At 69.7% G+C, this 14,358-nt stretch carries 8 protein-coding genes; 5 read left to right on the plus strand and 3 right to left on the minus strand.

All coding sequences use genetic code 11. The features are described from left to right. The first annotated feature begins 156 nt into the window (after positions 1-156). Positions 157-2,094 (plus strand): sialate O-acetylesterase, encoded by a 1,938-nt coding sequence (locus tag AC4GYY_RS05785; RefSeq protein ID WP_491119313.1) that lies wholly within the window; start codon positions 157-159, stop codon positions 2,092-2,094. Here the strand turns inward: AC4GYY_RS05785 and AC4GYY_RS05790 are convergent. Together AC4GYY_RS05790 and AC4GYY_RS05795 are read right to left on the minus strand one after the other, a co-directional pair. Continuing rightward, on the minus strand, positions 2,091-3,089 hold the full coding sequence (locus AC4GYY_RS05790; RefSeq protein WP_491119314.1) for a cupin-like domain-containing protein: 999 nt from the start codon (positions 3,087-3,089) through the stop codon (positions 2,091-2,093). The two genes, AC4GYY_RS05785 and AC4GYY_RS05790, sit on opposite strands and share 4 nt — an antisense overlap. Continuing rightward, entirely contained in the window at positions 3,086-3,757 is a 672-nt protein-coding gene (locus AC4GYY_RS05795) for a SapC family protein (protein WP_491119315.1), read from the minus strand. Before AC4GYY_RS05795 ends, AC4GYY_RS05790 begins: the two co-directional genes overlap by 4 nt. 265 nt (positions 3,758-4,022) lie before the next feature. Between AC4GYY_RS05795 and AC4GYY_RS05800 the strand changes: the two genes are divergently transcribed. The 3 genes from AC4GYY_RS05800 (at position 4,023) to AC4GYY_RS05810 (ending at position 11,233) form a co-directional block, all read left to right on the plus strand. After that, the gene (locus AC4GYY_RS05800) at positions 4,023-7,088 is read left to right on the plus strand and encodes a TonB-dependent receptor (protein WP_491119316.1); all 3,066 of its coding nucleotides are present in this window, start codon (positions 4,023-4,025) and stop codon (positions 7,086-7,088) included. 66 nt (positions 7,089-7,154) lie between these two features. Continuing rightward, entirely contained in the window at positions 7,155-8,696 is a 1,542-nt protein-coding gene (locus AC4GYY_RS05805) for a tryptophan halogenase family protein (RefSeq protein WP_491119317.1), read from the plus strand. Between the two features lie 35 nt (positions 8,697-8,731). After that, on the plus strand, positions 8,732-11,233 hold the full coding sequence (locus tag AC4GYY_RS05810; protein WP_491119318.1) for a glycoside hydrolase family 9 protein: 2,502 nt from the start codon (positions 8,732-8,734) through the stop codon (positions 11,231-11,233). Here the strand turns inward: AC4GYY_RS05810 and AC4GYY_RS05815 are convergent. Beyond that, positions 11,230-12,909, minus strand: coding sequence for a glycoside hydrolase family 43 protein (locus tag AC4GYY_RS05815; protein ID WP_491119320.1), 1,680 nt, complete (start codon positions 12,907-12,909; stop codon positions 11,230-11,232). The genes AC4GYY_RS05810 and AC4GYY_RS05815 overlap by 4 nt on opposite strands. A gap of 291 nt (positions 12,910-13,200) precedes the next feature. On the opposite strand from AC4GYY_RS05815, the gene AC4GYY_RS05820 reads away from it, so the two are divergent. Further along, the gene (locus AC4GYY_RS05820; RefSeq protein ID WP_491120223.1) at positions 13,201-14,352 is read left to right on the plus strand and encodes a fumarylacetoacetate hydrolase family protein; all 1,152 of its coding nucleotides are present in this window, start codon (positions 13,201-13,203) and stop codon (positions 14,350-14,352) included. Positions 14,353-14,358 lie beyond the last annotated feature (6 nt).

Consider the following 14,358-nt stretch of genomic DNA (forward strand, 5'->3'; position numbering starts at 1 on the left):
CCCCTGGCAGGAGATCCAGCGCGCGCTCGTCGGCCAAATGAACACCGGCGCCATCCTGGAGGGTGCCGAAAAATACCAGCGCATCGCCCAGACCCAGGGCCTGCCCCGGGACAATCACTGAGGAGCCGGCGCAGCCCGGAACGAAAAGGAAGAGGAATGACGAGCAAGGCCATCGCCCTGGCGGCGAACGCATGGGCCGCCGCCGCGGCTCCCGTGGTCGCCGCGCCGACCCTCGACGGTGTGCTCTCCGACCATGCGGTGGTCCAGCGCGACCGGCCGGTCATGGTCTCCGGCCAGGCGCGCCCCGGGGAGGCGGTGACGGCGACCTTCCACGGCGTCGGCGTCTCCGGCCGCGCCGATCGCACCGGGCATTTCGACCTGACCTTGCCCGCCGCCCCGGCCGGCGGACCCTATGACCTCGCCATCTCCGCCCCGAGCGGCGCGACCGTGCTCCACGACGTGCTGATCGGCGACGTCTTCCTCTGCTCGGGCCAGAGCAACATGGAGATGCCGGTCGAGCGGATGCAGGACAGCTTCGCCGCGCAGACCGGCCCCGGCGACGACCAGTTGCGCCTGCTGACGGTGGAGAAGGCGACCGCGCTGACTCCCCTGCGCCGCTTCGAACATCAGCCCGTCTGGGCCGCCGCCGGCCCCAGGACATCCCCGTCCTTCTCCGCGGCCTGCCTCTACATGGTCCAGGAGCTCCGCAAGACCGCCAAGGTCCCGATCGGCGCAATCCATTCGAGCTGGGGCGGGTCGCAGATCGCCGCCTGGATGGGAGACGATGCGCAGCGCGCCGCGGGGCGGACGCGCGAGGCCGACCTGCTGCGGCTCTACGCGCGCGACCCGGCGGCGGCGACGCTCGCGGCGGCGCGGCAGTGGGAGACATGGTGGCGCGCGAAGTCGGGCGACGCGGTCGGTCGCGAGCCGTGGCGACCCGATGCGACGCTCGCGTGGCGCCCCGTGCCCAAGATCGGCTTCTACGAGGATTGGGGCGATCCCGAGCTCGCGGCGTGGCTCGGCATGCTCTGGTACCGGCTCGAGGTGACGCTGACGCCCGAACAGGCGAAGGGCGGCGGGACGCTCGAGCTCGGGCTCGTCGACGACGCCGATCAGACCTGGATCAACGGCACGCCGATCGGCGGCACCGCCAATTGGTCGCCCCGGACCTACTCGGTCCCGGCGGGCGTACTCGCGCCCGGCCGCAACGTCCTCGTCGTGAACGTCCAGAACGCCTATGCCAATGGTGGCCTGGCCGGTCCCGCCGAGGCGATGCGGCTGACGCTCGCCGACGGCTCGGTCGTGCCGCTGGCGACCGGCTGGCGCTATGCGCTGGTCGACCGGGACCCGGGCACCACGCCGCGCGTGCCGTGGGGCGACATCACCGGCTCCGGCACGCTCTACAACGCGATGATCGCGCCGCTCGGGCGCACCGCGCTGGCCGGGGTCGCCTGGTATCAGGGCGAATCGGACACCGGGCTGCCGGGCTACGCCGATCGGCTCACGGCGATGATGGCCGAGTGGCGGACGCAGTTCGGCCGGCCCGATCTGCCGTTCGCGATCGCCTCGCTCTCCGCCTTCGGGCCGCCCGCCACCGCGCCCGGCGAAAGCGGGTGGGCGTATATCCGCGATACGCAGCGACGGGTCGCCGAGGCGGACGGACATGCCGCGGTCGCGATCACGCTCGACCTGGGCGATCCGTACGACATCCATCCGGGCGAGAAGCACGAGGTCGGTCGCCGGCTCGCGCGCGCGGTGGCGAGCCTCGCCTATCGCGCGCCCGCGCCGCCGTCCGGGCCTCGCGTCGTCGAGGCGAGGCGCGGCCCCGATGGGTCGATCGCGGTGCGCTTCGCCGACGTGACCGGCGAGCTTGGTGCGCGCAGTTCCGACCGTGCGCTCGGCTTCGAGCTGTGCGACGCAGGTGTCGGATCGTGCCGCTACGCCGCGGCCGCGCCGCAGGGCGACAGCGTGATCCTCGCCGCCGATGGTAAGCCGGCGACCCGCGTCCGCTACGCCTGGGCGGACGACCCGGTGGTCAATCTGGTCGACGCGGCGGGGCTGCCGGCCGGGCCGTTCGAGACCCCCGTCCGCTAACCGCCGCGCAGCAGCTTCATCGCGAGAGCCCGCAGCTTGCCTCCCGCGCCGCGCGCGAGGATGCCGTGGCGCTCGGGCGGGAGATGCGCGAGCGGGTGGCCGTCGGGCCGGAAGACATAATGGTCGAAGAACGCGCGCCACGCCGCTCGCTCCGCGATCGGCCGTTCCGCGATCGCGGCGGCGGCGAGCAGCATCGCGCTATAGGGCGCGTCGCCCGCGGCGAAGGCGTCCCACCAGAAGTTCACCAGGATGTTGAACGCCCCGATCGCCTCGACCTGGTGCCACCAGAGCTTGGGCAGGTAGAGCGCGTCGCCGGGACCAAGGTCGACCACCAGCGCCCGCTCCCGCGCCGCCGCGAACCGGGGATAGCGCACGTCGTCCTCCGCCCCGACCGCGAGGCCGATCGGCTGGCCCGCCATCGTGTGGTCGATCGGGCCGACGTAGAGATCGCCGATCGCATCGGGCGGGAACAATGTGAACCGGCGATGCCCCGCGACGACGCAGGCGAGATTGTCCGCATTGTCGTGGTGGCACGCGATCGCCGACGCGGTTCCGACCCAGACCCGCGGGCGCACGCCGAGCGGCAGCCACGGCGCCGGATTCGCCTGGGCGAAGCCGGGCAGATGCGCGTCGGCGGGCAGCGAGCCGAGATAGATCGACCGGCCCTCGTCCGGATCGACGATCCGGCGCAGCGCCGCGCTCAGCCCAGTCGTCTCGCGCGCGAAGTTGAAGCCGGCAAGCCCCTCTGCGTAAGCGTAGCGGCCCTCGATCGCGGGCTCGCCGACGAACGCCTCCGCGCTGTGGCCCGAATCGAACGACGCCAGATACTCCGCCGCCGACCGCGCGGACGCGGCCGCCGCGCGCGTGACCGGCCAGTCGGCGACCAGTCCGCGGATCACCGCCGGGGCGCAGCGCTCGACGATGCGCGCCCGGAACTCGGCCGGGACGGCGACCTCGCCCGCCTCGACCGCGACGATCCCGGCGGCCTCGCTCATGCGGTCAGCCGGTCGTTGCGACGGCGCGCGAGCAGCGGGATCTGATTGAGCGAGTCGATCATCGTCAGCGCGAGCTGGAGATGTCCGCCGCGGAACAGCCGGACGAGCTCGGCATCGGGCAGTTCGGACAAGGCATCGCGGCTGATCGTGTAGAGCCCCTCGAGCGCCAGTCGCTCGCCGTCGTCGAAGCTGAGCGACACGTCGATCGCCTCGACCAGCTTCGCGGCGAGCAGCGCCGCGACGAACGCCTCCGAGTCGCGCAGCCCCGCGTCGAGCAGCGCCAGCGCGCGGCGGACACGGTGCAGGGCGTCGCTCGGCTCGCCGTCGGCGTCGAACAGCGCGCGGCCCTCGCCGCCGCTCAGCCGCGGATGCACGGGGTCGATCGCGATCGCTTCGCCCTCGACGAAGAACCCCTCGCGCTCCCAGTCGAGCGGCGTCGCCGCGTCCAGCATCCCGTCGCGGTCGACCAGCAGGTTCTCGCCCGGCGAGAAGCCGAACACCGCGCCGAGATAGAAGGCGCCGGTGTCGGGATGCTTGGTCATCAGGATCGGCGCGCGCGTCGCGATCCGCGGGATCTCCGCCGGCACGACCTGGACGAAATGGCGCCCCGCTCCGCTCGCCGGCTTCGCGCGCACATGACGATGCGCCTGGGCGCTCAGCAATTCCAACGGCTCTCTCCTTCTCGACGCGCGGCCCGGCTTTCGGCCGAACAGGATTAAGCGAAACGACCCGCGCCGAACAGTATGGCCGAAATGTTTGCGCTACAATTCGCGCTTGCTGCCACACGAATCGGTGGATATGGTAGCGCTACATTCGACGTTTTCGCCGGATGGCCGGGTCGTGGCGCCGTTGCCGCGGTCGGCCAGCGGCTGACGGTTCAGCTGCCTGACTTCGGATCGATACCGAAGGGGCAATGAGGAGGGGGTAACCGACGTGCCTGATCGTTCGACCGCAATCCATTCGACCAACATCCGCCGCGCCCGTGCGGCGCTGATCGCGGCGCCCAGCCTGGCGGCGCTCGCGTTCGCGACGCCCGCGTTGGCGCAGCAGGCGGATCCGTCGAGCGCGCAGAACAGCCAGGCGGATCCCGGCGCGGCCGTCCAGCCGGCCGTCCCCGCCACCGCGAACACCACCAGTGCCAGCGAGGCGGGTCAGCCGCAGGATGCGGTGACCTCGCCCACCGCCGCCGCGGGCAATTCGGTCGACGACGGTTCGGGCGACATCATCGTCACCGGCCTGCGCGGCTCGCTCCAGCGTAACCTCGACATCAAGCGCGAGGCGGTCGGCGTCGTCGACGCGATCTCGGCCGAGGACATCGGAAAATTCCCCGATTCGAACGTCGCCGCCTCGCTCCAACGCCTGCCGGGCGTCTCGATCCAGCGCGCGGGCACCCGCGGCGAGGCGACGGGCATCACCGTCCGCGGCTTCGGCGGCGATTTCAACACGACCTTGTACGATGGCCGGCGCATCTCGACCGGCACGGGCGGTCGTCAGATCGACTTCTCGACCGTCGGGTCCGACTTCATCGGCCAGTTGAGCGTGCTCAAGACGCCGGACGTGACGCTGACCGCCAGCTCGATCGGGGCGACCGTCAACATCGAGTTCCCGAAGCCGTTCGACCATCCGGGGTTCCGGGCCGCCGCCAGCGCCGCCGGCTCGATCCAGGACCGATCGGGTCACGTCGTGCCCACCGTCGGCGTGTTGCTGAGCGACACCTTCGCCGACGACACCCTCGGCGTGCTCGGCAGCTTCATCTACACCCGCCGCGACACCGACACGAACCGCGTCTCGGTCCAGGGCTGGCCGGGCGGCTTCTACGCGCCTTGCCAGCTCAAGGGCTCCGCGAGCACCAGTTGCTCGCCGACCAGCGATCCCAAGGCCGACGCTTACGCGGATCCGAACAACCGTCAGACCGTCGTCGGGTTCTTCCCGCAACAATATCTGATCAACAAGGAATCGACCAAGGACGAGCGCTATGACGGGCGCATCGCGCTGCAATGGCATCCGTCCGACGACCTGATGCTGACCATCGACGACAACTTCTCGCGTCAGACGGTCAAGACCGATATCAACAATGTCGGCCTCTGGTTCAACCAGGGTGCGCTGCGCGAGGTCGAACTCGACAAGAACGGCCAGGCCGTCAACTTCATCCAGACCGGCACCCCCACCGATTTCGGCGCCACGCTCAACACTCAGGTGCTGCAGACCAACCAGATCGGCGGCAACGTGAAGTGGGACGTCAACGACAATCTGACGTTCGAGGGGGACGTCAGCTACGCCAAGAGCTGGCTTAATCCGGACGACGACATGATCGGCAGTCAGAACGGCGACATCGGCTACGGCGGGGCGCTGGGCGTCACCACCGGGTTGCAGATCCTGGGCAACAGCAACGAGGCGTTCCCGGTCCTGACCACCTATGGGCCGAACGGCGACGCCGCCAACTATGCGAATACCGCTCTGATCGGGTCGCACGTGACGGTGAACCAGACCCAGAACAACGTGGACGAGCTGAAGCAGGCACGGCTGACCGCGGTCTGGAAGCAAGATGATCTGACCATCAAGGCGGGCGGCCAGTATCTCGAGGACAATTTCAGCCTTCGCAACAAGAGCACCTTCACCAACAACTTCTGGCAAGCCTATGCGGGCTACGGAGCGCCCTCTGGCGGGGCGACCGGCGTCAATCCGCTGCCCGCGAGCCTGTTTCAGGGTACCATCCCGCTCGGCGACAACTTCATTCCGGGCTTCAAGGGTTCGCTGCCGCCGTCGCTGATCCAATATAACGCGGCCGCCTATCAGGCCTTTCTCACCAGCCTCGGCAACCCGCAGGCGCAGAACATCCCGGCGTTCAACTACTCCCAGGTCAACGGGTTTACCGGAACCTTCGACCAGGCGGTCGATCCGGGCAGCGTTCAGGACATCACGGAGAAGACCTGGTCGTTGTACCTGAGCTTCGCGTTCAAGACCGACGTCGCCGGCATGCCGCTCACCATCGCCGGGGGTGTCCGCAACGAGAACACGCATCTGACCTCGTCGGGCCAGGGACGGCTTCCGCTGGTCCTGAATACCAGTGCGGCCGATCCGACGCTGCTTTCGATCCCCGACGACGGTTACACGCCGATCCAGCCGGTGACGAACAAGAGCAGCTACTCATATCTGCTGCCGTCGCTGGATGTCCGGCTTGGCGTGATGGACAACCTGCAACTGCGCTTCGATGCGTCGCGCACGCTGACCCGGCCGGGTCTGAGCCTGCTCTCGCCCGTGCTCAACGTGGGCAACGGGCAGCGCATCGGTGCGCTGACCGCGAGTGGCGGCAACCCCGATCTGAAGCCCTACCTCGCCGACAATTTCGACGTCGCGGCAGAGTGGTATTACAAGCGCAATTCCTATTTGTCGGTCGACTTCTTCCTGAAGAACGTCAGCAACTTCATCGTCGGCGGCGTCACCCGCCAGGCGATCAACGGGGTGATCGACCCGACGACCGGCACGCTCGCCTCGTTCGCGGTCACGCGGCAGGTGAACGGCCCCGACGCGACCGTCCGCGGCGTGGAGATCGCCTGGCAGCAGGTGTTCGGCGACACGGGCTTCGGCTTCCAGGCGAACGCCACCTTCGTCGACACCAACAAGCCCTATGACCCCACCGACATCTCGCAGACCGGTTTCGCGGTCACGGGCCTGGCGAATTCGGCGAACTTCGTCGGCTTCTACGACAAGAAGGGCTTCCAGTTCCGCGCCGCCGTCAACTGGCGCGACGAATATCTGCTCCAGTTCGGCCAGGCGCAGAACACCGGTCAGTTCGGCGCCGAACCGACCTTCGTCGACTCCAGTCTCCAGGTCGATCTGACCAGCAGCTACGACATCAACGAGAACTTCAGTGTCTTCGGCGAGATCCTGAACGTCAACAATAACCAGCAGAGCACGCATGGCCGCTTCGCCAACCAGCTGCTCGACGTCTTCGATTACGGGCGGCGCTACCAGGCGGGTGTGCGCTTCCGCTTCTGACGGTCCTCCCCTGGGGGGGTGTCGCGTTCGCTCGACACCCCCCGTCTTTTGGTACACCTTTCTCTTATGCGGCCCATCCAGCGCATCGTCATCGTCGGGGGCGGCACCGCCGGGTGGCTCGCCGCGGGGGTGATCGCAGCGCGGCACCAGAGTCGCGCCCCCTACGGCTTTTCCGTCACGCTGATCGAGTCCCCTACGACCCCGATCATCGGCGTCGGCGAGGGCACCTGGCCGACGCTCCGCGCCACGCTCTCGGCGATCGGCGTCTCCGAGACCGACTTCTTCCGCGAATGCGACGCCGCGTTCAAACAGGGCGCGCGGTTCAACCGCTGGACCACCGGCGAGGCGGACGAGGGCTATTACCACCCGTTGATGCTGCCGCAGGGCTTCGCGCAGGTGAACCTCGCGCCGCACTGGCTGGAAGGCGATCACGACCGCAGCTTCTGCGACGCGGTGTCGCCGCAGGGGGCGATCTGCGACGCCGGGCTCGCGCCCAAGACGATCACGACCCCCGAATATGACGGCGTCGCCAACTACGCCTACCATCTCGACGCGGGCAAGTTCGCCGACTTCATGCGCCGCCATTGCACCGGGACGCTGGGGGTCCGCCACGTCCTCGCCGACGTGCGCCGGGTGGACGTCGACGAAGCGGGCGATATCGCCGCGGTCGAGACCGAGCAGGCCGGGCGGATCGAGGGCGACCTGTTCGTCGACTGCACCGGCTTCCGCGCGCTCCTCCTCGGCGAAGCGCTGGGCGTCCCCTTCCGCTCGTGCGCCGACACGCTGTTCTGCGATACCGCGCTGGCGGTGCAGGTCCCCTACGACACGCCCGACGCGCCGATCGCCTCGCACACCATCTCGACGGCGCAGTCCGCCGGCTGGATCTGGGACATCGGCCTGCCCACGCGCCGCGGCACGGGCCACGTCTATTCGAGCAGCCACATCAGCGACGACGAGGCCGAGCGCGAGCTGCGCGCCTATCTCGGCCCGGCGGGCAAGGACCTGCCCGTCCGCAAGCTCGCGATCCGCGCCGGCCACCGCGAGCAGTTCTGGAAGGGCAATTGCGTCGCCGTCGGCCTTGCCGCCGGCTTCCTCGAGCCGCTGGAGGCGAGCGCGATCGTCCTGATAGAACTTTCCGCCAAGCTGATCGCCGAGCAGCTGCCCGCGTGCCGCGAGGTGATGGACGTCGTCGCCGCGCGCTTCAACGCGACGACGCTCTACCGCTGGGGGCGGATCATCGACTTCCTCAAGCTCCACTACGTCCTGACCCAGCGCACCGACACCGATTTCTGGCGCGACACCGTGCGCCCGGACTCGGTCCCGGATCGCCTGCAGAACCTGCTGTCGCTCTGGCGCTACAACAGCCCGTGGTTTCATGAGGAGCTCGACCGCGTCGAGGAGGTCTTCCCCGCCGCGAGCTATCAATATGTGCTCTACGGCATGGGCTTCCGGAGCGAAGTCCAGCCCGGCGCGCTCGACCGCGACGTGACCGCCGCCGAGCGCGCGTTCCGCGAGAATGCGGCCCGCACGCAGCGGCTGCGCGCCAGCCTGCCGCGCCACCGCGACCTGATCCGCCGTGTCGTCGAACACGGCATGCAGGCGATCTGACCCCGGATCGCCGCTCCCCACACGAAAGGCCGTCCGTGTTCCGCCTTCTTTCCGTCTCGCTCGCCGCGCTCGTGCTGGCGGCCGCGCCCGCCGGCGCCCAGACCTATCAATTGAGCGATCGGGAGGTGTTCGAGGCGCCCGGCGTCGATGTCCTCGCGTTCAGCAACGTCAACGAGGGGCTGTTCGCCGACGCGAAGATCAGCGGCATCGAGATCATCCAGCAGGACATGCGCACCGTCACCAACGGCGACGTGCGGCTGTCTGCGACGCCCGGCCAGTGGGATCCGGCGGCGCAGGTGGTCTCGCGCACGGTCGACCGCGCCACCGGCACCGTCCGCACCACCCTTCGATATCCGGATTCAGGTTTCCGCTACGTCGTGGTCGCGCGCGCCGTCGCGAACGGCGTGGAGATCGGCGTCGAACTGCCCGCCGCGCTGCCGAAGGCGCTGGCCGGCAAGGCGGGATTCAACCTCGAATTCCTGCCCGCGGCCTATTTCCGCAAGAGCTTCATGGCCGACGACAGGACCGGCATCTTCCCCCGTTATCCGGCGAGCGCGATGGCGGCGACGCCCGAGCGCAACCTGGCGAGCGGGCGGAGCGAGGGGCCGGGGGCCGAGCCGCTGCCGATCGCGGAGGGCAAGCGCTTCGTGATGGCGCCCGAAGACCCCGCACACCGGATCACCGTCGCGTCGGCGGAGGGCACGATCGCGCTCTACGATGGGCGCAACCAGGCGCAGAACGGCTGGTACGTCCTCCGCTCGATGCTCCCCGCCGGCCGGACCGGGACCGTGCTGCGCTGGACCGTCGCGGCGAACAGCGTGCCCGGCTGGACCCGCACCCCCTCGATCGCACACTCGCAGCTCGGCTATCTGCCCGTCGCGACGAAGGTGGCGACGGTCGAGCTGGACCGCGACGCGCCCGACGACGCGGCGATCCGGCTGCTCCGCGTCGGCGCCGAAGGCGCGTTGGCGCCGGTTGAGATCGGCGCCACGACCGATGCCGGGCGCTATCTGCGCTATCGCTATCGCCGCGCCGACTTCTCGCAGGTGCGTGACCCCGGCCTCTACGTGCTCGAATATGGCCAGGTCCGCACCGCGCCCTTCCGGATCGCGGCCGACCTCTACGCCGACGCCTGGCATCCGACGCTCGACGTCTATCTGCCGGTCGCGATGGACCATCTGCGGGTCAACGAGGCGTACCGCGTCTGGCACGGCGACTCGCACCGCGACGACGCGCTCCAGGCGCCGGTGAACCACGAGCATATCGACCTCTACCGGCAGGGACCGACCACCGACGATCGCTTCAAGCCGGGCGAGCATATCCCCGGGCTCAACGTCGGCGGCTGGTTCGACGCGGGCGACTTCGACATCCGCACGCAGACGCACCACGCCGTGGTCGACTCGCTCGTCCGCAGCTGGGAGGCGTACCGGCTCGACCGCGACACGACCGCGATCGACGAGGCGCTGCGCCGCACCGAGATCCACGTCCCCGACGGCGCGCCCGATCTGCTCCAGCAGATCCGCCACGGCGCGATTCAGCTGATCGCGCAATATGATGCGGTCGGTCACGCCATCAACGGCATCGTCGAGCCGGAGGTCGGCGAATACACCCACCTCGGCGACGCCGCGAGCAAGACCGACGGCCTGATCTTCGATTCCACGCTCAAGCCCGGCGAGGAGAAGGACGGGCGTAGCGGCTGGCCCGACGATCGCTGGGCCTTCACCAGCAAGTCGAGCGCGCTCGATTACGGCTCGGTCGCCTCGCTCGCCGCGGCCTCGCGCGCGCTCGCCACGCTCGACCCGGCGTTCGCCGCCAAGGCGCGGCGGCTCGCCGAGGCGGTCTGGGCGAAGGAGCAGAGCCACGCGCCCGACATCTTCCAGCACGGCAACACGACCGGCATCCCGCTGATCGACGCGCAGTTCGCCGCCGCGGTGCAATTATTGAAGACGACGCGCGACCCCCGCTATGCGCGCACCGTCGCGGCGCTGTGGCCGCAGGTCGTCCCGGTGTTCTTCCGCAACGTGCAGACGGTCGCGGAGGCGCTGCCGCTGATGCCGCGCGGCTTCCGCACCGCGGTCGCGCCGGCGGTCCGCGAATGGAAGGCGAAGACCGACGCGATGGTCGCCGGCAATCCGTTCGGCGTCCCGATCACGACCGGCGGCTGGGCCGGCAACGGCGCGGTGCTCGGCTACGGGCTCGACACTGCCGCGCTGCACCGCGCCTTTCCCGAGATCGTCGGGCCGGAAGCGGTGTTCCGCGCGGTCGACTATCTGACCGGCAACCACCCGGGTTCTGACATCTCGTTCGTCTCGGCGGTGGGGACGCGGTCGAAGGAGGTCGCCTACGGCAACAACCGCGCCGACTTCAGCTTCATAGCCGGCGGCGTCGTCCCGGGCGAGTTGATCCTGAAACCCGACCTCCCCGAGAACAAGGAGAACTGGCCGTTCTTCTGGGGCGAGAACGAGTACGTCATCGACGCCGGCGCGCACTGGATCGAACTCGTCAACGCCGCCGCGGCGCTCGCGCCCAGGCGCTAGCGCTTCACGGCGTACGGTCCGATCATCGTCCCGACGAACCCGCCGGCCTTTTCAGTGCTGAGATTGGTGGCGTCGACGTTCGCCGCGACCGTGCGCCAGGCTCCCGTCGCCGGCGCCCAGTCGAACGCATAGGTCCCGCCGCGCGCTCGGATGCGCAGCCGGACAGGCGCGCCGCGCGCGATGGGCAACGGCGCCTCCGCGACCAGTCTGCCCTCCTTCGGATCGCTCGCCCCTGCCCGGCGGCGGACTTCGATCCGGAACCCGCCGCCGCTCCGGGTCACCAGCTCGGTCAGGAAGAACTCGTCGTTCTGGAGCGCCGCGAGCCCGGCTACGACCCCCGGGGTCGCGCTCGGCGTCAGCTCGATCGAGACGTCGGCGTCGCGGTGCTGCTGACGGCGCGCGAGAAAGCTGGGATTGCCCATGTCGCCCAGCCCGACCGGTCGCGCCTGCAACGACAGCGCGCCGCCGCCGACACGCCACCACCGACCGGCAGGATTGCGCATCATCAGCCAGGTCGAGGCGAGCGCCCTCCCTGCGAACTCGTCGCGCGCCGGCGGAACGGGGACGGGTGCGGGAGCCAGCGGCGGGCGTTTGGCCGCCATCGGGATCGCTTCGCCGCGCCGCAGGATCGTCGGCCAGCCGCCGCGCCATGTCACCGGCAGCAGGAACGTCTCGCGCCCGGTGTTGTAGAGATCGTGACGGTACGGCCGCGTCGCCAGGAACACCGCCCACCATCGGTCCCCGCCGATGTCGATCATGTCGGCATGGCCCGCCGAGGTGACGGGATCGGGGCGCGACGGATCGAGATCGCGCTGGGTGAGGATCGGCTCGCGATCGGCCGGCGCCGGCCGGTACGGCCCGGTCACCCGGTCGGCGGCGAAGATCACCTGGCTGTGGGCGACGCTCGTCCCGCCTTCCGCGCAACTCAGATAATAGCGGCCGCCGCGCTTGAAGATGTGCGGGCCCTCGATCCAGACCGGCTTCTTCGCGATGTCGACGCCGCCGTCGACGATCATCGTCGCCTGCCCGATGGTCGTCAGCCGCTTGGGGTCGAACCGCTGGAGCCAGATCGCCCGGTGGCCCTCGTACTGCGGCGGCCCTGCCGGCGAGCGGTTGTTGACCAGCCACGCGCTGCCGTCGTCGTCGAAGAACAGCGACGGATCGATCCCCTCCACATCCTTGAGCCACGCCGGATCGCTCCACGGTCCGGCGGGGTTCGTGGTGGTGATGACGAAGTTGCCGCCGCAATCGACGCAGGTGTTGACGATGAAGAAGCGCCCCTCGTGAAAGCTGATCGAGGGTGCGAACACGCCGCGCGACAGCCCGAGCCGGCCGAAATTGAGCTGCGACGGCCGGTCGATCGCATTGCCGATCTGCCGCCAGTGGACGAGGTCGCGGCTTGCGAACACCGGGATGCCCGGGAACCAGCCGAAGGTCGAGGTGACGAGATAGAAGGTCGCGCCCACCCGCACGATGCTGGGATCCGAATAGAAGCCGGGAAGCACCGGGTTGCGGTATCGGTCCGGTCCCGACGCCGCTGCGGGCTCGTGCCCGCGATAGTCGAACCAGCCGAAGCGGACCGATGGCACGCTGGGCTCGCCCGCGGAGGCCGCGGTCAAAGCGAGCGCGGCCAGCGCCGCCGTGGGTCCACGCCGCCAAGCTCCGCTCGTCCTCACCGCGTCCTCCTTCGTTCGCGCCCCGTGAAAACCCGATGCTGCAACAGCCTGTTGCCGGGCCCGGCTCGCTTATGATAGCGGTAACGCAGACGAATGGGAGAGGGATCGAAGGGGGCGAAGGCGACAGCGTCGGAGCGGCGCGGCGAGGCTGCCGCAGCGCCGCACACCGCGGCTTTCACAGCATTACTCTGACTATTGATCGGTCGGGCCGCATGGCGCACGCGCGTGCTCGACCTTACCATCACCTGCACCGTCGGCGGCGCACCGCGGGCGGCGACGAAGGACGCAAGGATGACCCACAGCTTCGCGCCGGACCGCGACCTTTCCGCCGACTGGCGAGAGGCGCGGTTCGTCGGCCGGATCGATCGCGGCGACGGGCCGACCCCGATCCTGGTCGAGGACGGCGAGGCGTTCGACATGACGGCGGTGGCGCCGACGGTCTCGCTGCTGGTCGCGGACGGACGGCTGGATGCGCGAAGCGGGGTGCCGCTCGGCGCGCTCGATGCGCTCGGCCTGGGGGTCGGCGCGGACGCGGCGATGCAGCTGCTGACGCCGATCGATCTGCAATGCGTCAAGGCCGCCGGCGTCACCTTCGCCGTGTCGGCGCTCGAGCGCGTGATCGAGGAGCGCGCGCGTGGCGACTCGCGCCAGGCCGCCGCCGTCCGCACGCGGCTCGAGGAGCGGATCGGCGGCTCGCTGCGCAGTGTCGAGCCCGGCTCCGCCGACGCCGCGGCGCTCAAGGCGGCGTTGATCGAGGACGGGATGTGGTCGCAGTATCTGGAGGTCGCGATCGGCCCCGATGCCGAGATCTTCTCCAAATGCCCGCCGCTCGCCGCGCTCGGCTGGGGCGCCGAGATCGGCGTCCGGTCCGACTCGACCTGGAACAATCCCGAGCCCGAAGTGGTGCTGCTCTGCACGCCAGAGGGCCGCCCGATCGGCGCGACGCTGGGCAATGACGTCAACCTGCGCGACTTTGAGGGCCGGTCGGCGCTGCTGCTGTCGAAGGCGAAGGACAACAACGCCTCGACCGCGATCGGCCCGCTGATCCGCCTGTTCGACGACCGCTTCACGATGGACGACGTTCGCGCCGCGGAGGTGTCGCTCAGGATCGAGGGCAAGGACGGCTACGTGCTCGACGGCGCCAGTTCGATGCGCGAGATCAGCCGCGATCCCGAGGACCTCGCCCGCCAGGCGATGAGCGAGCATGACTATCCCGACGGCTTCGTCCTGTTCCTCGGCACGCTGTTCGCGCCGACGCAGGACCGCGACGAGCCGGGCCGCGGCTTCACCCACAAGCCCGGCGACATCGTCACGATCGCCACCCCGTCGCTCGGCCGGCTCGTCAACGCCGTCACCACGTCGAAGCTCGCCGCGCCGTGGACGCAAGGGATCGGCGCGCTGATGCGCAATCTCGCCGCGCGCGGCCTGCTCTCCAACGCCTGACCGGAG

The organism is Sphingomonas sp. SP6 (assembly GCF_058313435.1).

Coding starts and splice junctions, on each gene's coding strand:
- AC4GYY_RS05785 (WP_491119313.1), top strand. CDS start 157: ATGACGAGCAAGGCCATCGCCCTGGCGGCGAACGCATGGGCCGCCGCC.
- AC4GYY_RS05790 (WP_491119314.1), bottom strand. CDS start 3,089: ATGAGCGAGGCCGCCGGGATCGTCGCGGTCGAGGCGGGCGAGGTCGCC.
- AC4GYY_RS05805 (WP_491119317.1), top strand. CDS start 7,155: ATGCGGCCCATCCAGCGCATCGTCATCGTCGGGGGCGGCACCGCCGGG.
- AC4GYY_RS05820 (WP_491120223.1), top strand. CDS start 13,201: ATGACCCACAGCTTCGCGCCGGACCGCGACCTTTCCGCCGACTGGCGA.